This window comes from Clostridium sp. 16K-1-R1, assembly GCF_023921145.1.
Classification (GTDB): domain Bacteria; phylum Bacillota; class Clostridia; order Clostridiales; family Clostridiaceae; genus Sarcina; species Sarcina perfringens.
This window is the reverse complement of sequence record NZ_CP046515.1, coordinates 776,689-800,469: the sequence shown is the minus strand read 5'-3', so window position 1 is coordinate 800,469 and position 23,781 is coordinate 776,689. Positions and strand designations below refer to the sequence as shown.

Sequence of the window (23,781 nt, the reverse complement as noted above, 5' to 3'; positions counted from 1 at the left end):
TACTTAAAATATAGACTTATTTAAAGTGTATTTCCTGTAATTGTTGTGCCATCAATTTCAACATCAACATTAATCTTTAAATTTGTAATACTTATAGGATCCTTTTCTAATACCTCATCTGGATATTTTCTATAAAAAAGATTACCAACATTAACAATGTCTATATCACTCTCTTTAAAGCTTTCAAAGAAAAGTTCTAAGTATTGTTTTATTACTGCCTCTTCTTCTAACTCTAAAAGATTTAAAAGTTTTTCATCCACAATGAGTCTTGATTGTGATTCCCCAATTAAACATTTAACTTTTATATCCTTATAAAGAGTTATATTTTCTCCATCATAACTTATTGATGTCTTTGTTTTTGCATTAGATATATCTAATGTTATAAAAGTATTAGGGTCTTGAGGGTTCATAACTTCTAGAGTTCCTCTTTTTAAATCTCCCATTAAAAGATTATAGCTCATACCTTCCTCTGCAGTTATTCTTCTCACTAAGACCTCATTTTTTAGCAAGGCTCCTCCGCTTAACTCTAATCTTTTTTCTTCCATATCATCTCTTATACTTAATGCTCCTAAAACTAGTAGGTTTCCATAATTAGTTCTAAGCTCTAAATAATCATTAGCATCAATAGCTATAACTCTAGGACTTTTATTCATCCTTTGAACTAAATCATCAATAAAAACACCTAAATATTCTTCATCAACAGTTACATCATTTAAAAGTTCTTCTGGAGAACCAAATAAAACAAACATATAAGGTCTAATCATGAATTCTTGATTTTTATTTATAATATCTATGTACTTTCTTATACCATTTTTAGCGGCCTTCTCTGTAAATATATATCCCTTGCATTGAGTAAAGTCTAACTTACTACTAGAATACATATTTATATCCTTAATAGCTTCTAAAACTGTTTTTCCAGTACCTTTATATAATACTCTTCTTCCTTTATCAGAACTTTCATTTGAACTTCTATAAGGTTTTACACAATCTAAATATATATCTATATTTCCCACTTCATTTTCATCAAATATTAAGCTTGTTACAAATGTAACTCTATTTATATCCTTATAATTATAGCAACCAATAAGCATGGTTGACATAATTATTATGCTTAGTAAACTAGCTATAACTTTCTTTAGGTTCATTTTTACCATCCTTACCGACTATATCTTTTGATATTTCGTCTAATCTTCCTCTCATAATAATGTCTTTAAATTTATATCTATTTAAAGTTCCTAGTGGGAATAAGTATTGATATTCACAACTTCTTAAATGTGCTAAGTGAGATAATAATACAACGCTTATTAAAATCACACCAGGAATTCCAAAAAAGGCAGCTGTAATTACTATTCCTATACTCCAAATCGATACTGCACCATAAAGCTTAGGAATTAAGAAATAACAAACGGCACTTAAGGCAACTACTACAATAGTTATTCTTGAAGCAATACCAGCTCCCACAGCAGCCTCTCCTAAAATAAGTCCTGATACTAAACTCATAGATGTTCCTATAGGTTGAGGCAATCTTAAACCTGCTTCTTTTATTATTTGGAATAATAACATCATTATTATTACCTCTGCTACTATAGGAAATGGAACCCCAGCCCTAGCAACTGCTAGTCTAAAGACAAATAAACTAGGTAAAACCGAAAAATGATGAGTAACTAATGCAACATATATTCCTGGTAAAAACATAGCAATAAAAAATGCTATCCATCTTAAAATTCTAGTAAAACTAGTAAAATACCTATTTAAATAATAATCATCTGGTGTTTGAAAATTTTCTATAAAAAAGAAAGGTACTGTAAGAACAAAAGGAGTTCCATCTACTATTATTGCAACCCTTCCTTCTAATAGTTTTGCTGCTACCTCATCTGCTTTTTCTGTATATCCAATAGTATCAAATAAAGTTCTATCTTCTCTAAGTTTAGCCTCAATATAATTAGTATCTAATATAAACTTATAATCTAAATTTTTTATTTTTTCTCTGATTTCATCAATTAATTCCTTTGGAGCTTTATTTTTTATATAAGATATGCATACTACAGTTTGAGTATCTTCCCCTACATATAAAGGCTCAAATTTTAAATTATGATTTTTTATCCTTCTTCTTAATAATGTAACATTATCCACAAAGGCCTCATTAAAACCTTCTCTAGGTCCCTTTATTACTGCTTCTGTTATTGGAATTCCAACACCTCTTCTTGTATAACCCTTTGTTTCGCAATAAATTACCTTATCAAACTTATCAAAGATTATTACTACATCCCCTGATAATACATGAAGTAATGTATCATTTTTATCCTTTGACCAATTTGTTATGTTTATATCTATAACCTTAGTCATAATATCATTTTCATCTTTTATTCCATCCTTAACTAAGGTTAATGGTTTTACTATGTACTCACTTATGAACTGAGTAGAACATAAAACATCCATAAAAACAATTGTGGCCGGTCCTAAAGCTGTATCCACCTCCCTATACTTAACATCAAAACTATCTTTTAATTTGTCTTTTAAGAAATCTAATTGTTTTTGCATTCATTTATCACCCAAAAATATTATCCGCTAGTATTATGTTTAATATTCATTTTTTTGAGAATACTAAAATTTGAAATTATAAAAGAAATGAGGTGATGTCTTTGGGAAAGCTAACTGCAAGACATTTTATATTTTTTATCATTGCTGCCATAAGTACATCTTTGGTTAACTATACATCCTTATTTATAAAAATAGGTGGAAGAGATACTTGGATTTTCACTATAATCTCTGGAATTATATTTTTCTTTGTAACTTCCTTTATTTTTAGTGTAATCTCAAAGATAGAATATTATGACTTTAAAGAAACTTGCTATATAGTTCTTGGTAAACCCTTAGGAAATATTTATATATTAATATTTTCACTTACTTTAGTCTTAATGTGCATAGAATCAGCTTCTGTAAGCTCATCTTCTATAAACGTTAATATTTTTGCTCAAAGTCCAATATGGTATTGTTTATTGTTTTTCATAATAACTGTATTTTTAATAGGTAAAAATAGATTTAATAGCATACTTATAATATGTATAGTTTGCGTAAGCATTGTACTTGCAATTAATTTATTATTAGCATTATTAAACATTAGATATATAGATTACACACTTCTTCTTCCTATATTTAAGGATAGAAGAATTTCAGAATATATTCTTTGTGCTTTAACTCAATTAGGCTCCTTATCAAGCTTAGCTATAGTTTTACCTATTCTTCCAAGAATAGATGATAAGAAAAACTTAAAAAAAATCTCAATAAACACAATACTTTTAACATCTATATTTTGTGCTTTGTGTGTTGTTATACTAATATCAACCCTAGGTTCTTTGAGGTCTGCAAATGTTTTTTATCCTCAATTTGTTCAAACTCAAAGAATTTATTTTGGTGGTTTTGTAGAGAATGGAAATGTTTTTGTAATGATTTCTTCTACTCTTTCTTGGGTTGTAAAATATTTAATAACTATTTTTTCATTGTATACAATTTGGAAAGATAGGGTAAAATATAAACGTAATTTTATAGCATTAATTTCAGTAATAGTATATGCCTTTTCTTACTTAGCTGCTAAGAATGCCTATACCCTTTTTATACTATTAAGATACTATCAATACATACTTCTAATAGTGCTGTTTATATGCCCTATAATCATATATACACTAGCTTATTTTAAGCGTCAGAAATTTAAATATTTGAAGTAAAAAGTATTGTATTCTTTTTTCTATATGATATAATCAATATATAAAATAAAATTTAGTAGATATGTACTTTATTTCTGTCCTGTAAAATTTATTTTATTAGTTTTATAGTATAGATCTCAAACGTACCTAGTAAATTTTACAGGAGGTAAAAGAAATGGAAGATAAAAATTTAGTTTGTAAAGACTGTGGAAAAGAATTCGTATTCACTGTAGGAGAACAAGAATTCTTCAAAGAAAAAGGATTTGAAAACGATCCAGTTAGATGCCCAGCTTGCAGAAAAGCAAGAAAAGCTCAAAAAATGAATAGATAATTGATAATTAACGCAAGTTTATTCATAAATTAAAAGTTCTGCACTTTGCAGAACTTTTTTCATTTCTATTTCATAAAAATAATCTTATTTGGAAATATTATATAGAGCAATCTAACTTATGATTTTTATACATAATTAAATATAATTTTATTAAAAACTATATACTCATTTTTTTAATATATTATGGATAGATTTTGCTTTTTATGATATATTTATGAGTATATAAAAATGAGAGAAAAGGGATGATAAACAATGTCAAATGCTGAGCACTCATCAAACTTTATAAGAAATATAATAATAGATGATTTAGATAGCAAAAAACATGATACAATAATAACTCGTTTTCCACCTGAACCTAATGGATATTTACATATAGGTCATGCAAAGTCTATAGTTTTAAACTTTGAATTAGGAAAAGAGTTTAACGGAAGAACTAACCTAAGATTTGATGATACAAATCCAACTAAAGAGGATACTGAATACGTTGAATCTATTAAAGAAGATGTTCATTGGTTAGGTTATAACTGGAGCGAATTACATTTTGCATCAAACTACTTTGATGAAATGTATAAAAGAGCTCTACTTTTAATTAAAAAAGGTAAAGCTTATGTTTGTGATTTAACTCCAGAAGAAATAAAAGAATATAGAGGTACTCTTACTGAGCCTGGTAAGGAAAGTCCATATAGAAATAGATCAATTGAAGAAAACTTAGATCTATTTGAAAGAATGAGAAAAGGTGAATTTGAGGACGGTTCAAAAGTTTTAAGAGCTAAAATAGATATGAGCTCACCTAACATAAACTTTAGAGATCCTATAATTTATAGAATTGCTCATGCTAGTCACCATAATACAGGTGATAAATGGTGTATCTACCCTATGTATGACTTTGCTCATCCATTAGAAGATGCTATTGAAGGAATAACTCACTCTATTTGTACTTTAGAATTTGCTGATCACAGACCATTATATGATTGGTTCGTTAAAGAATGTGAAATGGAAAGTGTTCCAAGACAAATTGAGTTTGCAAGACTTAATATCACAAACACTGTTATGAGTAAAAGAAAGTTAAAGCAATTAGTTGATGAAGGCATAGTTGATGGTTGGGATGACCCAAGAATGCCTACTGTTGCTGGACTTAGAAGAAGAGGTTATACTCCTAAGTCAATAAGAAACTTCTGTAAAGCTATAGGAGTTGCTAAGGCAGATTCTACTGTTGATTCTCAAATGCTTGAGCATTTCATAAGAGAAGACCTTCAAGAAACTGCTCCAAGAGCTATGGCTGTTATAAATCCACTTAAATTAGTTATAACAAACTATCCTGAGGGAGAATCAGAAATTCTTGAAATAGAAAATAATCCAAAGGATGAATCAGCTGGTAAAAGAGCTGTTACATTCTCAAGAGAAGTTTATATTGAAAGAGAAGATTTCATGGAAAATCCTCCAAAGAAATATTTCAGATTATTCCCAGGAAACGAAGTAAGATTAAAAGGTGCTTATTTTGTAAAATGTAACGAAGTAATAAAAGATGAAAATGGTGAAGTTACAGAAATTCACTGTACTTATGACCCAGAAACTAAGAGTGGAACTGGATTTACTGGAAGAAAAGTTAAAGGAACAATCCACTGGGTTGATGCTAATAACTGTATTCCTGCTGAATTTAGATTATATGAACCATTAATCTTAGATGATTGTGAAGAAAATGAAGGAAAGCACTTCCTTGAGCAAATAAATCCTAACTCATTAACTATATGTAAGGGATTCATTGAGCCAAGTGCTAAAGATGCTAAACCTCAAGATAAATATCAATTATTTAGACATGGATACTTCAATGTTGATCCTAATTTCACAAGTGATGATAATTTAGTATTCAACAGAATAGTTTCATTAAAGAGTTCATTTAAATTAAAATAATAAAAAATAATATTTAAGGGCATGTGTCAAAATATTTTTTAATAAAACTTATAACTCTATTCTATTTATACTGTTTATAAGTTTTATCATTAATATTTGATACTGCTCTTTTTCTTATTTAAATCTATTAATAAATTTTACTTGTATTTATTTTCTCTAATTTAAGTTAAATATTTTCTATGTTCCTTAATCCCCTCAAAAATCTATTATAAATTTCCCATACCTTTAATTTTCAAAGAAATATATACACTTTATTTCTCTTTATTCTTTTTCATAAAAAAATTTTCACCACTTATTGAAAATTATTATCATTTACTATTGACATTATTATCTTACTATTGTATTATAATGACATAAACTAATTGAAATTGATTTTCATTAATAATAAGAATTAAATTTACGAGGTGATATATATGAAAAAATTAAATATTATTTTTTGGTCAGGTTCTGGTAATACAGAAGCTATGGCTAACTTAATAGCTGAAGGAGCTAAAGAAAACGGATTAGAAGTAAAACTTTTAAATGTTTCTGATGCATCTACTCTAGATGTAGAAGGATGTGATGTATTAGCTTTAGGTTCTCCGGCTATGGGATGTGAAACTATTGAAGAAGGCGAAATGGATCCATTTGTTGAAGAAATTTCAGGACTTGTATCTGGAAAACCAACTTTATTATTCGGTTCATATGACTGGGGAACTGGTGAATGGATGGATACTTGGAAAGATAGAATGGAAGGCTACGGTGCAAATGTAGTAAATACATTAATAGTTAATAATACTCCAGAAGGAGAAGACATAGAAAATTGTAAAGCTGCTGGTAAAGCACTTTAAAATTTATTTGAAAGAAAGGTGGAAGAAGCTGAAATGAATAATGATTTCCTTAATCTCTTAGAAACTCTTAACAACGAAAAATATATGAGATCCTTTATATCATATTTAATTTCTCCTGTAATAACAGGGATTAAGCCTTCTTCCACCATTACTCTTTCAAAGCAAGGTCATAATTTATATAAGCTTTGGGATATGTATGGTGAAGATTTCTTAAAAGATCTTAATTTAAAGCACATATTGCTTAGAGAAACTGTAAATTCTAAGGTAGTATTAATTTATGATGAAATAAATTTAATGAATACTGTATATAAAAAATCTTCCATGGATTTTTTAGAAAAACTAGACTATAGATTAACTATGAGCATTGATGAAATATTAACTCATTTAGTTAATAGATATGATTCATTCCATTGTCCTCATGAATTAGGTATTTTTCTAGGAATTCCGGTTAAGGATGTAGAATGCTTTATGGAATGTACTAAGAGCAAATGCCTCCTTTGTGGATATTGGAAGGTATATGAAGAAGAGAAAAAAGCCCAAGAAATCTTTGAACTTTATGATAGTTCAAAAGAAATAATAATGAATCACTTGCTTTCTGGTAAGGATTTAAAGGAAGTTTATAACTTGACAAATAATGTATATAAATTTACTATTTGACTCTCATTGCTAATAAACCACTCAGATTTCTGCCATTATCTGAGTGGTTTTATTTTTTTCTTATTTTTGCTCTAAATTTACTACACCTATAAGTTGCTCTTCATATATGCAATTTATTTTTTAATATACTACTTTAATAAGTAATTATAAGTTTATCCTTTACATTGTAATTATTCATTGCTTGTAAACTTATATCCAACTCCTCTTATAGTTTGAATATATTGAGGATTTTTATCATCACTTTCAATCTTTTTGCGTAAATGTCTAATATGAACATCTACTGTTCTTGTTTCACCTATGTATTCATATCCCCAAATTTTATCAAGCAAAAGTTCTCTAGTTAATATATTGCCCTTATTCTTTATAAGAAGCTTTAATAATTCAAACTCCTTTAATGTTAATTCTACATTTTGAGTTCCTTTTGTTACTTCTCTTGTTTTAAAATTAACTACTACATCACCAAATTTAATTATATTTTCTTCTTTTTTAACATTACTTCTTCTAAGTAAAGCTTTTACTCTAGCCATAAGTTCTCTTATTGAAAATGGCTTTGTTATATAATCATCTGCTCCAAGTTCTAAGCCTAATACTTTATCAAACTCTTCCCCCTTTGCTGTAATCATCATTACTGGAATATCTGAAGTTTCTTCATTTCTTCTAATTTCTTTACATATTTCTAAGCCATCTATTTCTGGAAGCATTAAATCTAAAAGTATTAAATCAAACTTAATTTCTCTTATAAGCTTTAGAGCTTCAGTTCCATTAACAGCAACTTCTGTATCATATCCCTCTTTTTTTAAATTAAATTTTATAAGTTCTCTAATATGTTCCTCATCATCTACTATTAGGACTTTTTTATTTGTCATTCTTGTCCCTCCTTTACCCAAAACACTACCCTATTTTATAGCTTATCACAATATTGAAAACAAAAAAAGATATACCACTTATAGATATATCTTTAAATTATTATACTAATTAAGTCAGACCTAATAAGCTAAATTTTATCTTATTTATATTTTATGTTATTATCCTAGTTCAGTCATATCACCTTTTATGGCATAGACTATATTCTCACAAACATTAGTTATATGATCACCTATTCTCTCTAAATATCTAGCAACAAATATTAATTTAACCCCTTGATTTATATTATTAGAGTCTTTATGCATTGCAGCTAATAAATTTACATAAACATCATTATATAAATCATCAACTATATTATCCTCTAAGGCGGCATCATAAGCTAACTTTGTTTCATTACTATCTAATGCATTTTTTGCAGCATTTAGCATATTTAAACAAACTGATTTCATTTTAGGTATGCCTACCATTCCTGTAATATGCTCTTCATTATCTATTTTTATTGTTTCCATAGCTATATTTACTGAATAATCTCCTACTCTCTCAAGTTCCATAGCTATAGTTGATAAAGCATATACATTTCTTAAGTCTTTAGCCATAGGCTGCTTTAAAGCAGTAAGTTCAATAGATTTTTCAATTATTTTATTTCTTAAGTTATCTATATCATCATCCATTTTTATAACTTCTCTAGCTAGATCTAAATCCTTATTAACTATTGAATCCACTGATTTTTCTATGGCTACTTCACATAATTCCATCATTTCTTTAGTTTCAGATTTTAATTCTTTTATACTTATTCTTAAATCATCTATACTCATTTACTCTAATCACCCCTTATAATTTTAGCCAAATCTTCCTGTTATATAATCTTCTGTTCTCTTATCTCTTGGATTTGTAAAGATTGTATTAGTATCACTAAACTCTACAAGCTCTCCATTTAAGAAGAATGCTGTTTTATCTGATATACGCGCCGCCTGCTGCATATTATGTGTTACTATTACTATAGTATATTTATCCTCAAGCTTTCTTATAAGCTCTTCTACTTTTAATGTTGATATTGGGTCTAAAGCTGATGTTGGCTCATCCATAAGAATTATTTCTGGATTCATAGCTATAGCCCTAGCAATACATATTCTTTGTTGCTGCCCTCCTGAAAGACCTAAGGCAGAAGATTTTAATCTATTCTTAACCTCATCCCAAATAGCAGCATCTCTTAAACTCTCTTCTACAATCTTATCTAAAACCTTTTTATCTTTTATTCCATGTACTCTTGGTCCATAAGCAACATTGTCATATATACTCATTGGGAAAAGATTAGGCTTTTGAAATACCATCCCTACTTTAGTACGAAGTGCTATAACATCATCGTCTTTGTATATATCTTTTCCATCGACCTGTATTTCTCCTTCAATTCTAACTATAGGAATCAAATCATTCATTCTATTTAAAGTACGAAGGAAAGTTGATTTACCACATCCTGAAGGACCAATTAGTGCTGTAACTTCATTTTCTTTTATATCTATATTAATTTTCTTTAACGCATGATTACTTGCATAAAATAAATCTAAATCTCTTACTTGAATTTTTGTTTTCTTATCACTCATCTTAATACCACCTTAAATTAATAGTTTGCCTTATTAAATTTTTTAGCTATTAACTTAGCTGAAATATTTAATGCTAGTATTATAACTATAAGAACTATTCCAACTGCCGCTGCTGTTTCTATATCTCCTTTTTCCTTTGTTACAAGGTAAGCTTGAACTGTAAGTGTTCTTGCACTTGAAAAAATTCCTTTTGGCATTTGTGCAACAGTTCCAGCAGTAAGTAATATAGCTGCTGATTCCCCTATTATACGTCCTATTGATAATATTACTCCTGAAAGTATTCCAGGCATTGCACTTGGTAATATTACTTTATATAAAGTTTGAAACTTTGTAGCACCTAATCCTAAGGATGCTTCTCTATATGATTCCGGCACAGTTTTTAAAGCTTCTTCTGTAGTTCTAATTATTACAGGTAAAATTATTATTGATACTGTTAATGAACCTGCTAAAATTGAATACCCCATTTTTAAAGCTACTACAAAGAATATACCTCCAAATAATCCATAAACAATTGAAGGAATACCTGCTAAACTTTCAGTAGCAAATCTTATAAACTTAACCATCTTTCCTTGTTTAGCATATTCTTGTAAATATACAGCTCCCAAAACTCCTATGGGAGTAGCCACTGCTAAGGAAAGTAAAACAGTCCATAAGGTTGTTACTATCATTGGCAATATTCCACCACCGCCACCAGCTGAATAATTACTTGTTAAGAATGTTAAATTTATTTTTCCTATGCCCTTTATAAATATGAATCCTAAAATAATTACAAGAATTCCTATTGTAAAGATGGCTGATAACCAAACTAACCCATTTAATATATTATCTTTAACTTTTCTCATATTTATTTACCGCCCTTGTTAGAAAGTTTACTAAGTACTAAGTTTAGTATTAATATGAATGTAAATAATACTACCCCTGTTGCAAATAGCATTTCTTGGTGAGTTCCAAATGCATACCCCATTTCTAAGGCTATATTAGTTGTAAGAGGTCTTACACTATCCATTATAGAACTTGGAATAACAGGTGTATTTCCCGCTACTAATATAACTGCCATTGTTTCTCCAATTGCTCTACCTATTCCTAATACTACCCCTGTCATTATTCCTGATTTAGCCGCTGGTACAATAACTTTAAATATTGTTTCAGTTTTTGATGCTCCTAAGGCTAATGATCCTTCTTTATATGCATTAGGTACAGCTCTTATAGCAGTCTCTGATACTGTTATTACCGTCGGTAACATCATTATTGCTAATACTATTATTACAGCTAGCAAACTTTGTCCTTTAGGTAAATTAAATACCTCTTGTATTGTAGGAACTATTATTGCTAATCCAAATACTCCATATAAAACAGAAGGGATTCCAGCTAAAAGTTCTACTGCTCCTGACATAATTTTTGCTATTTTCTTTGGTGCTATCTCTGCTATGAATATTGATGTTAATATTCCCACAGGAACACCTATTAATAAAGCTCCTATTGTAGCACCTAAAGAAGCCACAATCATAGGTAATATTCCATATTTATTTGCACTTGGTATCCATTGTGTACCAAATATGAAATCCCAGAAAGAATATCCTTCTATTATGAAGGGTCTTAATCCCTTATAAAAAACAAATCCTATTATTAAAAGTAAACTTATTACAGCTACTGAGGCACTAATTAAAAATATCTTTTCAGTTAAGCTTTCTATGAAATATTTACTCTTATTATTCTGACTTTTAGCTTCCATATTTACCTCCACCTTAAATTAATCTCCAATAAATATATCTTTGACATTTTTCTTAAATTAATTCTCTTTAATAAATAAGTATTAAGTTACACTTATTAATCCATCTTCTTCAACTATTTCTTGTCCTTCTTTACTCATTATGAAATCTATAAATTTCTTTGAATTTTCATTTAAATTTTCCTCTTTATATACTAATAAAAATGGTCTTGATAGCTTGTACTTTTTATTTTGTACATTTTCAGCTGTAGGCTTTACTCCATCAATACTAACAGCGTGCACTGAATCATCTACATAACTAAAGGATATATATCCTATTGCATTCTTATTTCCTGCTACCATTGTTTTAATACTTCCAGAACCATCTGAAATCTGAGCCTGTGGACTTATTTCTTCTGAATTGAATCCAACAATTTCTTGGAAGGCATCTCTTGTTCCTGATCCATCTTCCCTTGAAACTAATACTATTGGAGTATCTTCTCCACCAACCTCTTTCCAGTTTGTTATTTTACCTGTATATATATCCCTAATCTGCTCCATTGTAAGATTTTGCACTGGATTTTCATTGTTAATTATTACTGACATACCATCATAGGCAATAGGTTTTTCTTTAATTCCAGATTCTAATTCCTTTTCCTTTAAATCTCTTGAAGAAATTCCTATCTCTACAGTTCCATTTATAGCATCTTTTATTCCTGCTGATGATCCTAATTGATTTACCTCAACAGTAATATCTGGCATCTCCTTTTTAAAAACTTCTGCTTCAGCCTCTACTAATGGTCCTACTGAACTTGAGCCTGAAATTTTTATTATATTAGCTCTTGATCCTCCACCACATCCTGTTAATAAAAAGCCCATTGCTAAAATACTGCTTAATGCAATTACTACTCTTCTCCTATTCATTTTTTCCTCCGCTTATATAAATTTAATATACATTTTAAAATCTAATAATTTATTTTTATTTAATTTTATATTTTTGTTTCGCTTACAAGATTAATCTTATTTCTCTTAGGTTAAGTTAATATTATTTCTATGTTAAATCTATGTAAAAAAATCTAATAAAAAAATCCTAAGAATATAAATAATCTATTCTTAGGATTAAATGTATATTAAATATATAAGCGAACTATTTTACTTTTATTAAGTGTTCTTTAGCTACTATGTCTTGCCCTTCCTCACTTAATATGAAATCTATAAAACTCTTACCTGATTCTGTTAAATTCTCTTCCTTATAGACTGCTAAGAAAGGTCTTGAAACTTTATAAGATTTATTTAAAACATTTTCTGGTGTTGCTTCAACTCCATCAACCTTTACTGCACTTACACTATCATCAACATAACTAAAAGATATATATCCTATTGCATTTTCATTACCTTGAACTAAGGACTTGATATTTCCTGATCCATCTGATATCTGAGAATTAACAGTTAACTCTTCAGCCTTAAATCCCACTATTTCTTGGAAAGCATCTCTTGTTCCAGATCCATCCTCTCTAGAAACAACCACTATTGGAGCATCATTCCCTCCAAGTTCTTTCCAATTTGTTATTTTTCCTGTATATATGTCTTTTATTTGAGCTAATGTTAAATCCTTCACTGGATTATTTTTATGTGTTATTAAAGCTATTCCATCATAAGCTATTTCTACTTCTTTAAGTCCTGCTTGTTTTTCTTCTCCCTTAAGGTCACGAGAAGCCATTCCTATTTCTGAAACTCCCTCCATAGCATTTTTAATACCTGCTGATGATCCTATTTGATTTATTTCTATAGATACATCTGGTTTCTTAGTCTTAAAAGCCTCCGCCTCTGCTTCCATAACTGGCCCTACAGAAGTTGATCCAGATATACTAACTGAATTTGTAGATTTTGCTTCGCTTCCTCCAGAATTACATCCAACCATGGCTGTTGCACCTATAAATATAGTACCTATAATTGCTATTAATCTCTTTTTAAACATATTTAAATTCCCTCCAAAATCTCAGTTAATATTGAGTACACTCTTATATTATCTTCTCAATGTTAAAAGGAAATTATGCTAAGGTTAAGTCCATGTTAATAAAAAAAATAAAAAGACTTTATAAAAAGTTATTTTTATACAAGTCCTTTTATAATCATTAACACTTATAATAAAAGTTATGAATTAAGTGGTAAAACACTACCTTAATTATTATTTAATAGTCTTGACAACATTTATTAGCCTTGGAAAGGCATATTCAAAGAATTCCTTGTAGCTTTGACAATAGTAGTTTAACTCTAAGTCTGAGTCTTCCTTTGAATCTCTGCACCTTCTACATCCACCTTTACAAAGTCTAAACCACTTACACCTTTGGCATTCTTCATGAACTTTAAAGGATGATTTTATAAACTCATGATTTTTATTTGTTTCAAATAATTCTTTCATTGTCATATCCTGTATGTTGCCTAGTCTCCATTTATCTAAAACATAAAAATCACAAGGATAAACACTCCCATCACTTTCCACAACAAACTGACAGGTACATGTCCCATTCATTCCACAAGATGATGACTTTCCTAATAAAATTGTTTCTAATAAACCATCAAAATATCTAATGCTTACTCTATTTCCATTTAGAAAATCTTCATACCAAAAATCGAATAAATTCTTTAAAAACTTAGTATAATCCTTTGGCTTTAAAGAATAATTATATTTACCCTTTTCCTCGTACAATGGGTCAAGACAATTTATAAATTGAAGAAATTTAAAATCTTTTTCCTTAAAATATCTATATATTTTATTTACATGCCTAGCTGTATTAGAGGTCACAACGCATAATATATTAAATTCAACATTATACTTTTTAAATAAATCCGTTGCCCTTTCTACCTTACTAAAGGTATCTAAACCATAACAATCTTTTCTATTTAAATTGTGTATTTCCTTAGGTCCATCCATAGATAGTCCCACAAGAAATTTATTTTCACTTAAAAACTTTGCCCAACTTTCATCTATTAAAGTCCCATTGGTTTGCAAACTATTACATATTTTTAAATTTTTATAATTATGTTTTCTCTGAATCTCAATTAACTTTTCAAAAAATTCTAATCCTGCTAAGGTAGGTTCTCCTCCCTGAAAAGCAAAACTACAATGGCCATCAGCTTCATTCAAAACCCCTTTGACCATGCTTTCTAAAACTTCATCTTTCATAATACCATAGCTCTTAACATTCCTATTGTCACTTAAAGAATGATAAAAACAATAAGTGCATTTTAAATTACATCCACTAGAAGCTGGCTTAATAAGCAAACTTAATGGTGGCATCCCAATTCCCCCTCTTACTTTTCACAATTATAATAAAAAATATTTATCACTTCTAATAAAATTTATTAATATATAATAACTATCCTTAATAGTATTAAACTTTTGCTAACTCTTCTTTCAAAGCTTTATAACCAATCTTTTCATTAATTAATCTTACTACCTTATTCATTTCATATTGATCTCTTCCTTTAATACTATATTCTCTACCATCTTTTAAGAATATAGTAATTAAGTAAACATATTTATTAGCTGTATTAATTATATTAATTTCTTTAACATCATGAAAATTAATATTTTCCTCTCCATTTATAAAAAGAATAAAATCATTTTTTCTTATAATAAAAGTACTTTTAATACTTTCCTTTGTAGCATATATAAACATTCCAAAACAAAAAATAATAGTTAATACTCTCCATATAGTTGATGTAATATTATTAGCTTCTCTTGCCATAACTCCAATTACCATATCAAAAGCGGAAAATATTAATAATACGTTTGATAGCTTATCATATAATAAACTAATAACTTTTGAATCTGTTTTTTTCTTTTCTAACTTAATAGTTTTTAATTTATTATTCCTATAAATAATTAAACCACCTAATATCAAAATACATACAATCAATCTAATAACCATAACTCCTCCTTTGTTCCCTCTGCTAAAAGCAAATTCTTCATAAAAATCACTTAACAAATTATTAATTTTCTTTATTGTATCATTTTTACAAATTAAAGGAAATAACAACTTTATTGTATAAAAAAGTTCACTAGATATAAGCGAAGTAATATTTGAATAAGTGATTAGAATCTATTATTTTCCCTATAAACCCTATAAAAAAAATTCATCATATATAAGCGAAATGTATTTGAATGAATGATTAGAATTTAATTGTTTTTGGAATGAATTTATCCTTAAAAATCTGAAACTGTTTGAAATGAAATGAGTTTTTCTCTTTTAGATAATCTTAATATTTATTTTCTTACTAAGTAATAAAAAGCTCTATAAAAAAGTTCACTAGATATAAGCGAAGTAATATTTGAATAAGTGATTAGAATTTCATTTATTCTGTAATAAATATAATGTTAAAAGGCTGAGACTGTTTGACCAACGGGAGTTTCGAAGCCTTAATTATATTTATGGAAGAATTAATAGAAATTCTTCACGAAATTCAATAATTACTAAGCTATATCTAGTGAACTTTACTTAATAGAGTTCTTAATTCCTATCTTGGGATTAATCCTATTTTCTTTTGCATTTTTCTAAGAGTTTTCATTGCAGCATAATTTGCTTTTTCTGCACCCTTTTTGTATATTTCCTCTAAAGCTTTTTTATCTCCTAATAAAGCTTTAACCTTTTCTTGAACTGGAGCTAACTCTTCAACTATAGCTTCAGCTACATCATTTTTAAATTCAGCATATCCTTTGCCATCATACATTTTTACAACTTCCTCAGGAGTATATCCTTTTATTGCACAAAGAATATTTATTAAATTCTTAACGCCTGGCTGTTCATCAGTATAATTTACTACACCAATACTATCTGTTACAGCTCTTGAAATTTTCTTTCTTATAACATTAGGCTCATCCATTATTAATATGAAACCATTTGGATTAGCATCTGATTTAGACATCTTTTTGCTTGGATCTTGTAAATCCATTATTTTTGCGCCCTCTTTTGGAACATATCCCTCTGGTATAGTGAATGTTTTGCTATAAGAATTGTTAAATCTAGTACCAATATCTCTAGCAAGCTCTAAATGTTGCATTTGGTCTTTTCCCACTGGAACAAGATCTGCATTATATAAAAGTATGTCAGCTGCCATAAGAACTGGATAATTAAATAATCCTGCTCCTATTGAATCGCCCATTTTCTTTGATTTATCTTTATACTGAGTCATTCTGCTTAATTCACCCATATATGAATTACATGTTAAAAGCCATGAAGCTTCTGAATGAGCTGGTACATGTGATTGTATAAATAATGTATTTTTCTCTGGATTTATTCCTGATGCTATATATATAGCTAAAACTTCTAAAGTTCTTCTTCTTAAATCTGCTGGTAATTGTTTTACTGTTATGGCATGTAAATCAACAACGCAGAAATAACAATCATATTCTTCTTGTAATTTAGTCCAGTTTTTTATAGCGCCTAAGTAATTTCCTAATGTTAAATCACCTGATGGCTTTATTCCACTAAAAATAATTTTTTTCTTATCTTCCATTAGTTTTTCTGATGCTTCTAAAAATCAAATGAAGTATCAGATACACCTCCTTTATAAAAATTTAATTAACCTTTTTATTTCTTAAATAGCTATTTTCTTTTAAAATAAAAAAGCCCTATAAGCCATAAGACTTATAGGACGAATATATCGCGGTACCACCTAATGTTACAAAGAAAATTCTTTGTATCTCTTTCTTGTAACGTAAGAATTACGATTTAGAATACTAAAATTCCTCTAAACATCTCGAAGATCCATTCAACTTAAGCATAACTATCATACTCCCAGCAAACATATGACTCTCTTAAAGTTTGTTTTTAAGTTTACTAATTCTTGTCATTGATATTTTATATTAAACTTTAATGTTATTTTATCATTTTTTACTCTTTAGTCAAGATTATTTATTTCTTTTACTTATTATTAAGATGAATTCTATAATTATCCCGTTAATATCCATTTTAACATTAATTTAATATTACAGCTATTTTTTTATCAAATTATCAAGTTTACATTTCCACAATTTTATATATAAAATATTTTTGTTGATTTTTCTTAACATTATGATAATATAGTATTATAACTTTTAAAAATAAAATAAAAATTTAATAAAAGAATATTAGCAAAATACTATATAAAAATTTTTTAAATCAAATTATAAATCAATATATTTTAAAATTATTTATCTCTTATATCTTAAATAATAATTTTAAATGTAAATATTAATTTGATTGTTTAAGAAAGACGGGGTGTATATTATGAATAACAAAAGATCAGATTTTTTAGTAATCGGCTTTGCACTATTCTCAATGTTTTTGGGGGCTGGTAACCTTATTTTCCCACCTTTATTAGGAAGAAATTTAGGTGCAGATTACTATTTAGGGATTATAGGATTTATAATAACTGGAGTTGGAGTACCACTACTTGGTATATTATCTTCAATGAGAGTTAACGGTAAGTTTGAATTATTCGGAGATAAAGTAGGTAAAAAATTCTCATTAATATATTCAATAGCATTATTTATACTTATTGGACCATTATTAGCTATTCCTAGAACAGCAGCTACTACATTTGAATTAGCATTTGCTCCTAACTTTGCAAATATAAATTACTTTGCAGTAATAGTTGTTTACTTTTTAGTTAATTTAATCTTTGTATTAAAGCCATCAAAAGTTATAGATGTTTTAGGTAAATTTTTAACTCCTATATTATTAGCTATATTATTTTTCTTAATAGCTAAGGGAGTTCTTAGTCCAATAGACGCTTTAACAAAATCATATACTCCTGATGCCCTTTCTACATCATTACTTGAAGGATATCAAACAATGGATGCAATTGCAGCTGTTATATTCTCTTCAATAATATTAGGTTCAATAAAAGCTAAAGGATATACTGGTAAAGCTAGCTTTAAATTACTTATTAAAGCAGCAGTTATTGCAATCGGAGGACTAGCAATAATTTATGGTGGATTAATCTTCCTTGGGGCTCATACTGGGGATTTAGCTTTAGATTTATCAAATTCTCAATTATTACTTTTTGTTGCTGAAAGTATTCTAGGACATGCAGGTGCAATATTAATAGGTGTATCAATGGCATTAGCTTGTTTAACAACTTCAATAGGATTACTTTCTGCTGGTGGAAGCTTCTTTGAAAGAGTTTCTAATGGTAAATTGCCATATAAATTTAACGTTTTATTAATGACAGTAACTAGTATATTAGTTGCTAGTATGGGATTAGATAAGATAATATCATTATCAGCTACTTTACTTGGTGTAATCTACCCAGTAACAATAGTTCTTATATTATTAAATCTATTCCATAAGAGAATAACTAACCCACTTACTCATAAGGTTACTGTATATGTTACTTTAGTAGTTAGTATATTAATAACACTAGGTAACTTTATACCTGGAGTAGAAAACTTAGTTTCTCTTCTTCCTCTATACTCTAAGGGATTTGGTTGGGTAGTACCTGCTTTAGTAGGATTTATAATACCAAGCATTATTCCTACAAGAGAAACTGCTACAGCTTAAAATATAATATCTTATAATATAAGAATATTTATCAAAATTTATATTTGATAAATATTCTTTTTTATTTATAAATCTTTTTTTCACTTTAAACTTTATAAAAAAATATTATTTTTTAGCTATAATTTTATGCGCTTTATCTTAAGCAAAAATAACCTTTCTTTAATTTTAATATTTTAAAAATAACATTAATATTATTTTTAAATTTTAACAATCTTATCCATAACTTTACAACTTATGCAATAGAATGCTACAATTGTTTTGTAATTTTAAAAAGGGAGGATGCTTACATTGGCAAGAAAAACTAATAAAAAAAGGAGTTCAAAAAAGCCTGCTAAAAATCGTAAATTAATAATTGCACTTTCAATTATAGGGCTTTTAATAGTTGGTTTAGTAGGAGGGGTAGCTACTTATGGACTAACTATGCTTGGAAAAGTGAACAAAGTTGATTTAAATGAAGACAATTTAGGAATTGATAAAGCGGTAGATGAAAAGCTTTCTAAATACGATGGAATAGCTAACATAGCTTTATTTGGAATTGATGCTCCTGAAGGTACTGATGGTAGATCAGATGCTATAATGATAGCTACAGTTGATAAGATACATAATAAACTTAAATTAACTTCAATAATGAGAGACTCTTATGTGGATATTCAAGGACATGGAAAAGATAAAATAAACCATGCCTATGCTTTTGGTGGACATGAATTAGCTTTAAAAACTTTAAATGAAAACTTTGACTTAAATCTTAAAGATTTTGCTACAGTTAACTTCTCATCATTACCTAAAATAATTGATTCTGTTGGTGGAATGGATCTAAATATAAGACAAGATGAAATTGATGCAAGTCCTGGTATAAACGATCATATAAAAAATTTAAATGCAATTAATAAAACTGATTGTCCTTTAATAACTTCACCTGGTGTTCAACATGTAAATGGTACACAAGCCCTAGCTTACTGTAGAATAAGATACACTGCTGGTGGAGATGGTGAGAGAACTGAAAGACAAAGAATAGTTTTAAGCAAATTATTTGAAAAATTTAATCAAGTTTCTCCAACTAAATACCCAACAATCTTAAACGAACTTATGCCTATGGTAACTACTAGTCTTTCATCTGGTGAAATTCTAAATCTTGCAAAAATAGTTGCTTCCATGGGTGGTTCTGGTTTAGAACAAGAAAGATATCCTATGGATGAATATTCTAAAGGTGAAATGATAAATGGTGTTTATTATTTAGCATTTGATAAAGATGTTACAGTTAAGCAAATTCATGATTATATTTTTGAAGATAAAAAATAAAATTTTTTATATACTTCTATATATTTATAGAAGTATTATTTTTGCTTAATACTATTGATTTAAATTAAAATATACTTTTTTTAATTCTATAATATTGATATAAAAATTGGAGGTTATTATGAAAAGAAGGAGAATTATTACAACCCTTATACTAACGCTTACTTTATCCTTGCAAAGCATATCAGTTTTTGCTCAGCCAAATAAAGAAGTATCTAACATTTCTTCAGAAAAGACTGATATAAATAATGGCTGGGTTCATGAAAATAATAATTGGTATTATATATTAAACAATGAAAAAATAACCGGTTGGAAAGAGATTGATGATAATTGGTATCATTTCAATAGTGAAGGAATCATGGAAACTGGTTGGCAATTTATAAATGGTGATTGGTATTATTTAAAATCTAATGGTCCTATGGCTACTGGTTGGCAATTTATAAATGATGATTGGTACTATTTAAAACCTAACGGTCCTATGGCTACTGGTTGGCAATCTATAAATGATGATTGGTACTATTTAAAACCTAATGGACCTATGGTTACTGGTTGGCAATTTATAAATAATGACTGGTATTATCTAAAGTCTAATGGGCCTATGGCTACTTCATGGCAAAAGATAAATGATGATTGGTATTACTTAAAACCTAATGGACCTATGGCTACTGGTTGGCAAAAGATAGATAACAATTGGTACTATTTAAATTCTAATGGGCCTATGGCTACTGGCTGGAGATTCTTAGATAACAATTGGTACCACTTAAGTGAAAATGGACCTATGACTATAGGTTGGAAAAATTCAGATGATAAATGGTATTATCTTGATGATAATGGTGCAATGGCTCAAGATTCTGAAAAAACAATTAATGGAAACATATATAAATTTGATTCAGATGGGGTAATGATAACTGATAAATGGTTTGAGTCTACTTATATAAATAAAGATGGAATTGTATTACACGGTTCTCCATCTAGATCTCATTCATATACTCAATACAAGTTATTTAATTATATGAGTAATGAAGACAATAGAGAATCTGTTCATTATGCTGCTATAGACCTTCACGGTGGAGAAACAACTAATAACTGTGTTTATTTCACTTCTGAAGCCTTAAGAAGAGCTGGAGTTAAAATCCCTCTATATGTAGCTAACACATATCAATTAGAAAGAGAATTACTTTCTAGAGGATGGATAAGATCAACTAACACAAGTGATCTTAGACCTGGAGATGTAGTATTTTCAGGATATAAACATTCATTTACATTTATGAATTGGTATGATGATGATTATGCTTATATAGTTGATAATCAAAAAAAATATTTTGATTCTGTTCTTCATAGAAGACTAGTCTCAGTAGATGACCCTGTTAACGGTACTATAAGAGCAACTCATTTCTTCTATTTACCAGAATAATATGTATAAAAATTTATTTTTAATTTATAAAATTATTAGTAATTATTAAAGTCTATTTTAATTTATATAAAAAAGAGACAAGCTATTAGCTAAAACTTAAGCTAATAGCTTGTCTTTATTATTTCTCTACTACTGATTTAACATAGTCTAATTCTTCTAAATTATCAATTTCATAAATACTATTTTCTGAAATCTTTTCAATGCGAATATCTAACTTAGAAATATTATTCTTTACAATATCATCCCAATATAACTCACTAAAATCGCCATTTTCAACCATGTCTTCAAGTTCCTTAACTATTATATCTGTATCTTTCTTATCCCAATAAGATACTCCACATAATATATAACCTTCATCATCTCCAACTTCTATATCATTTACCTTTAAATCCTCATCAAAGCTAAGTTTCCATTCTCCTTTAAAACCTTGTTTATTGGCAGAAAAATACATTGATGTTTCTGGTTTTTCTAATAAGAAATTTTCTGATATGTAAACATCAGCATCAACTACATAGGTATTCTCTAAATATTCTCTAACTAAATACATAGTATATATATTGTTATATATATCATATTTATCATTATTAACTAGTTTTACTCCGTATTTATCCTTTAAATAATCAAATTTCTCTGCAAGATAACCTGTAACTACAATTATTTCTTCTACTCCTCTTTCTCTTAAAAATTCTATCTGTCTTTCTAAAAGAGGTCTTCCATTAACTTCTATAAGTGACTTAGGTGTATCTAAAGTTAGGGGTCTTAATCTAGTTCCCATTCCTGCTGCTAGTAATATTGCTCTCATTTATTAATCTCCTTTATTATTCTCTCAAAACTTACTTTATATTTCTTTTTCTTTAAAATAATCTAATATTAAGGCATTTACAATCCCATCTTAATTAGTAAAATATAATTAATTTCTTTTATTATATATTTCATATCTATTAAGAACTAAACTGCTGTATTAGTAACATTAGTTAATTCTTCTTCATGTGCTGGTTGAGTTGCCACTACAAATGAGCCTATCATAACCATTAAAGCACATATTACCATTTTAATAGTTATATCATGACCTAATAGTACTTTATCAAAAATCATTGCCCATACAACATAAGTTATATTAAGTCCCATTGCTCTTGTTGGTCCTAATTTATGAATAGCCGTATAATAACAAACGTAAGAGATTGTTCCCATTAAAGCTGTGCCTATTATAACCAAAATAACATTTCCTTTTAAAACTTCAAATACTAATGGATAAGCTTTTAATAAAGGAAGAATTATTACCCCTGAAAAAAGAGCAGATATAAACTGTCTAATTTGTAAAGCTTGCTTAGGACTTATATCTTCATCTTTCATACCATAAGAGCATATTACAGATTCTGAACCCCATCCTAAAACACTTAACCCAGCAAATAAAAATCCTATTAAACTAGCTTTTCCCCCATCATTTCCAAATCCTAAAAGAGCTATTCCTAATATACTTATTGTTAATCCAATATATCCTTTTCTACTAATTTTTTCTTTTAAGAATATTGCTGCTAAAATTGCTCCAACTGCAGGATATATTGATGATATAGTAGCTGCATATGATGGTCCTATATAGTTAACAGAAAGTAAATATCCAGTCATACCCATAGGCCCACCAAATATAGATGCTAAAATAACATATTTTGTACTTGGAGTTTTTAATGACTTAAAAAGTTTTCCAACTTGTCTTGTAAAAATCATATAAATAAACATCCATAAAGTTGAAAAAAAATCATGTAAAAATGTACTTACAAAAGGAGCTAACATTATAGCTGCCTCTGTATTTATAAATGGAGCCATGGATAATATAACTCCAACTAAAACAGTATCTAGCCCCCAAGCCATAGCAGATATAATTCCACTACCATATCCCTTATAATTACTTTTAAACATA

General features: G+C 28.3%; 22 protein-coding genes and 1 other annotated feature. Of the genes, 8 read left to right on the top strand and 14 right to left on the bottom strand.

Features of this window, described 5'->3' with window-relative positions; all coding sequences use genetic code 11:
* Positions 1–20: 20 nt before the first annotated feature.
* Together GOM42_RS03455 and GOM42_RS03450 are read right to left on the bottom strand one after the other, a co-directional pair.
* A complete protein-coding gene (locus GOM42_RS03455) occupies positions 21–1,145 on the bottom strand; it encodes a Ger(x)C family spore germination protein (protein ID WP_003460753.1) in 1,125 nt (374 codons plus the stop codon).
* Positions 1,120–2,541, bottom strand: coding sequence for a spore germination protein (locus GOM42_RS03450; protein ID WP_078233390.1), 1,422 nt, complete (start codon positions 2,539–2,541; stop codon positions 1,120–1,122). The genes GOM42_RS03455 and GOM42_RS03450 overlap by 26 nt, the downstream gene beginning before the upstream one ends.
* A gap of 95 nt (positions 2,542–2,636) precedes the next feature.
* Between GOM42_RS03450 and GOM42_RS03445 the strand changes: the two genes are divergently transcribed.
* From GOM42_RS03445 to GOM42_RS03425, 5 genes are all read left to right on the top strand, one after another.
* Positions 2,637–3,725: a GerAB/ArcD/ProY family transporter gene (locus GOM42_RS03445; RefSeq protein ID WP_011009947.1), complete on the top strand. Its 1,089-nt coding sequence runs from the start codon at positions 2,637–2,639 to the stop codon at positions 3,723–3,725.
* 154 nt (positions 3,726–3,879) lie between these two features.
* Complete coding sequence (locus GOM42_RS03440) at positions 3,880–4,035, top strand: zinc-ribbon domain-containing protein (RefSeq protein ID WP_003452998.1); 156 nt, start codon at positions 3,880–3,882, stop codon at positions 4,033–4,035.
* 252 nt (positions 4,036–4,287) lie between these two features.
* Positions 4,288–5,946, top strand: coding sequence for a glutamine--tRNA ligase/YqeY domain fusion protein (locus tag GOM42_RS03435; RefSeq protein WP_003476932.1), 1,659 nt, complete (start codon positions 4,288–4,290; stop codon positions 5,944–5,946).
* Positions 5,947–6,359: 413 nt separating this feature from the next.
* Positions 6,360–6,776, top strand: a complete 417-nt coding sequence (locus GOM42_RS03430) for a flavodoxin (protein WP_003480361.1) — start codon at positions 6,360–6,362, stop codon at positions 6,774–6,776.
* A gap of 33 nt (positions 6,777–6,809) precedes the next feature.
* Positions 6,810–7,433: a DUF3793 family protein gene (locus GOM42_RS03425; RefSeq protein ID WP_003464415.1), complete on the top strand. Its 624-nt coding sequence runs from the start codon at positions 6,810–6,812 to the stop codon at positions 7,431–7,433.
* A 170-nt stretch (positions 7,434–7,603) separates the two neighbouring features.
* Here GOM42_RS03425 and GOM42_RS03420 read toward each other — a convergent pair whose 3' ends face one another.
* From GOM42_RS03420 to trpS, 10 genes are all read right to left on the bottom strand, one after another.
* On the bottom strand, positions 7,604–8,299 hold the full coding sequence (locus tag GOM42_RS03420) for a response regulator transcription factor (protein WP_078233389.1): 696 nt from the start codon (positions 8,297–8,299) through the stop codon (positions 7,604–7,606).
* 159 nt (positions 8,300–8,458) lie between these two features.
* Positions 8,459–9,112, bottom strand: a complete 654-nt coding sequence (phoU, locus tag GOM42_RS03415; RefSeq protein ID WP_078233388.1) for a phosphate signaling complex protein PhoU — start codon at positions 9,110–9,112, stop codon at positions 8,459–8,461.
* A gap of 24 nt (positions 9,113–9,136) precedes the next feature.
* Positions 9,137–9,898, bottom strand: a complete 762-nt coding sequence (gene pstB / locus GOM42_RS03410; RefSeq protein WP_003453508.1) for a phosphate ABC transporter ATP-binding protein PstB — start codon at positions 9,896–9,898, stop codon at positions 9,137–9,139.
* Positions 9,899–9,915: 17 nt separating this feature from the next.
* Entirely contained in the window at positions 9,916–10,740 is an 825-nt protein-coding gene (gene pstA, locus GOM42_RS03405) for a phosphate ABC transporter permease PstA (protein WP_003460575.1), read from the bottom strand.
* 2 nt (positions 10,741–10,742) lie between these two features.
* Positions 10,743–11,630, bottom strand: a complete 888-nt coding sequence (pstC, locus tag GOM42_RS03400) for a phosphate ABC transporter permease subunit PstC (RefSeq protein ID WP_003453504.1) — start codon at positions 11,628–11,630, stop codon at positions 10,743–10,745.
* Between the two features lie 81 nt (positions 11,631–11,711).
* Positions 11,712–12,530 (bottom strand): phosphate ABC transporter substrate-binding protein, encoded by an 819-nt coding sequence (locus GOM42_RS03395; RefSeq protein WP_011590282.1) that lies wholly within the window; start codon positions 12,528–12,530, stop codon positions 11,712–11,714.
* Positions 12,531–12,753: 223 nt separating this feature from the next.
* On the bottom strand, positions 12,754–13,584 hold the full coding sequence (locus tag GOM42_RS03390; RefSeq protein WP_003460571.1) for a phosphate ABC transporter substrate-binding protein: 831 nt from the start codon (positions 13,582–13,584) through the stop codon (positions 12,754–12,756).
* A 210-nt stretch (positions 13,585–13,794) separates the two neighbouring features.
* On the bottom strand, positions 13,795–14,907 hold the full coding sequence (locus GOM42_RS03385) for an anaerobic sulfatase maturase (protein ID WP_078233387.1): 1,113 nt from the start codon (positions 14,905–14,907) through the stop codon (positions 13,795–13,797).
* A 94-nt stretch (positions 14,908–15,001) separates the two neighbouring features.
* Positions 15,002–15,541: a hypothetical protein gene (locus tag GOM42_RS03380; RefSeq protein WP_003476923.1), complete on the bottom strand. Its 540-nt coding sequence runs from the start codon at positions 15,539–15,541 to the stop codon at positions 15,002–15,004.
* Positions 15,542–16,127: 586 nt separating this feature from the next.
* On the bottom strand, positions 16,128–17,126 hold the full coding sequence (gene trpS, locus GOM42_RS03375; RefSeq protein WP_003464429.1) for a tryptophan--tRNA ligase: 999 nt from the start codon (positions 17,124–17,126) through the stop codon (positions 16,128–16,130).
* A 131-nt stretch (positions 17,127–17,257) separates the two neighbouring features.
* Positions 17,258–17,472 (bottom strand) — a binding site (T-box leader).
* 406 nt (positions 17,473–17,878) lie between these two features.
* Here trpS and brnQ point away from each other — a divergent pair.
* The 3 genes from brnQ (at position 17,879) to GOM42_RS03360 (ending at position 21,863) form a co-directional block, all read left to right on the top strand.
* A complete protein-coding gene (brnQ, locus tag GOM42_RS03370) occupies positions 17,879–19,153 on the top strand; it encodes a branched-chain amino acid transport system II carrier protein (RefSeq protein WP_003453506.1) in 1,275 nt (424 codons plus the stop codon).
* 288 nt (positions 19,154–19,441) lie between these two features.
* Positions 19,442–20,452, top strand: coding sequence for an LCP family protein (locus tag GOM42_RS03365; RefSeq protein ID WP_003460577.1), 1,011 nt, complete (start codon positions 19,442–19,444; stop codon positions 20,450–20,452).
* 118 nt (positions 20,453–20,570) lie between these two features.
* Entirely contained in the window at positions 20,571–21,863 is a 1,293-nt protein-coding gene (locus tag GOM42_RS03360; RefSeq protein WP_003460565.1) for an N-acetylmuramoyl-L-alanine amidase family protein, read from the top strand.
* 118 nt (positions 21,864–21,981) lie between these two features.
* Here the strand turns inward: GOM42_RS03360 and GOM42_RS03355 are convergent, their stop codons facing one another.
* Complete coding sequence (locus tag GOM42_RS03355) at positions 21,982–22,665, bottom strand: NTP transferase domain-containing protein (protein ID WP_011009940.1); 684 nt, start codon at positions 22,663–22,665, stop codon at positions 21,982–21,984.
* Positions 22,666–22,811: 146 nt separating this feature from the next.
* The gene (locus GOM42_RS03350) at positions 22,812–23,780 is read right to left on the bottom strand and encodes a DMT family transporter (protein ID WP_011009939.1); all 969 of its coding nucleotides are present in this window, start codon (positions 23,778–23,780) and stop codon (positions 22,812–22,814) included.
* Position 23,781 lies beyond the last annotated feature (1 nt).

Bases quoted from the DNA above. Each gene is read 5' to 3' on its own strand.
- GOM42_RS03455 (WP_003460753.1), bottom strand. From the start codon at position 1,145: ATGAACCTAAAGAAAGTTATAGCTAGTTTACTAAGCATAATAATTATG.
- GOM42_RS03450 (WP_078233390.1), bottom strand. From the start codon at position 2,541: ATGCAAAAACAATTAGATTTCTTAAAAGACAAATTAAAAGATAGTTTT.
- GOM42_RS03445 (WP_011009947.1), top strand. From the start codon at position 2,637: ATGTCTTTGGGAAAGCTAACTGCAAGACATTTTATATTTTTTATCATT.
- GOM42_RS03440 (WP_003452998.1), top strand. From the start codon at position 3,880: ATGGAAGATAAAAATTTAGTTTGTAAAGACTGTGGAAAAGAATTCGTA.
- GOM42_RS03435 (WP_003476932.1), top strand. From the start codon at position 4,288: ATGTCAAATGCTGAGCACTCATCAAACTTTATAAGAAATATAATAATA.
- GOM42_RS03430 (WP_003480361.1), top strand. From the start codon at position 6,360: ATGAAAAAATTAAATATTATTTTTTGGTCAGGTTCTGGTAATACAGAA.
- GOM42_RS03425 (WP_003464415.1), top strand. From the start codon at position 6,810: ATGAATAATGATTTCCTTAATCTCTTAGAAACTCTTAACAACGAAAAA.
- GOM42_RS03420 (WP_078233389.1), bottom strand. From the start codon at position 8,299: ATGACAAATAAAAAAGTCCTAATAGTAGATGATGAGGAACATATTAGA.
- phoU (WP_078233388.1), bottom strand. From the start codon at position 9,112: ATGAGTATAGATGATTTAAGAATAAGTATAAAAGAATTAAAATCTGAA.
- pstB (WP_003453508.1), bottom strand. From the start codon at position 9,898: ATGAGTGATAAGAAAACAAAAATTCAAGTAAGAGATTTAGATTTATTT.
- pstA (WP_003460575.1), bottom strand. From the start codon at position 10,740: ATGAGAAAAGTTAAAGATAATATATTAAATGGGTTAGTTTGGTTATCA.
- pstC (WP_003453504.1), bottom strand. From the start codon at position 11,630: ATGGAAGCTAAAAGTCAGAATAATAAGAGTAAATATTTCATAGAAAGC.
- GOM42_RS03395 (WP_011590282.1), bottom strand. From the start codon at position 12,530: ATGAATAGGAGAAGAGTAGTAATTGCATTAAGCAGTATTTTAGCAATG.
- GOM42_RS03390 (WP_003460571.1), bottom strand. From the start codon at position 13,584: ATGTTTAAAAAGAGATTAATAGCAATTATAGGTACTATATTTATAGGT.
- GOM42_RS03385 (WP_078233387.1), bottom strand. From the start codon at position 14,907: ATGCCACCATTAAGTTTGCTTATTAAGCCAGCTTCTAGTGGATGTAAT.
- GOM42_RS03380 (WP_003476923.1), bottom strand. From the start codon at position 15,541: ATGGTTATTAGATTGATTGTATGTATTTTGATATTAGGTGGTTTAATT.
- trpS (WP_003464429.1), bottom strand. From the start codon at position 17,126: ATGGAAGATAAGAAAAAAATTATTTTTAGTGGAATAAAGCCATCAGGT.
- brnQ (WP_003453506.1), top strand. From the start codon at position 17,879: ATGAATAACAAAAGATCAGATTTTTTAGTAATCGGCTTTGCACTATTC.
- GOM42_RS03360 (WP_003460565.1), top strand. From the start codon at position 20,571: ATGAAAAGAAGGAGAATTATTACAACCCTTATACTAACGCTTACTTTA.
- GOM42_RS03355 (WP_011009940.1), bottom strand. From the start codon at position 22,665: ATGAGAGCAATATTACTAGCAGCAGGAATGGGAACTAGATTAAGACCC.
- GOM42_RS03350 (WP_011009939.1), bottom strand. From the start codon at position 23,780: ATGTTTAAAAGTAATTATAAGGGATATGGTAGTGGAATTATATCTGCT.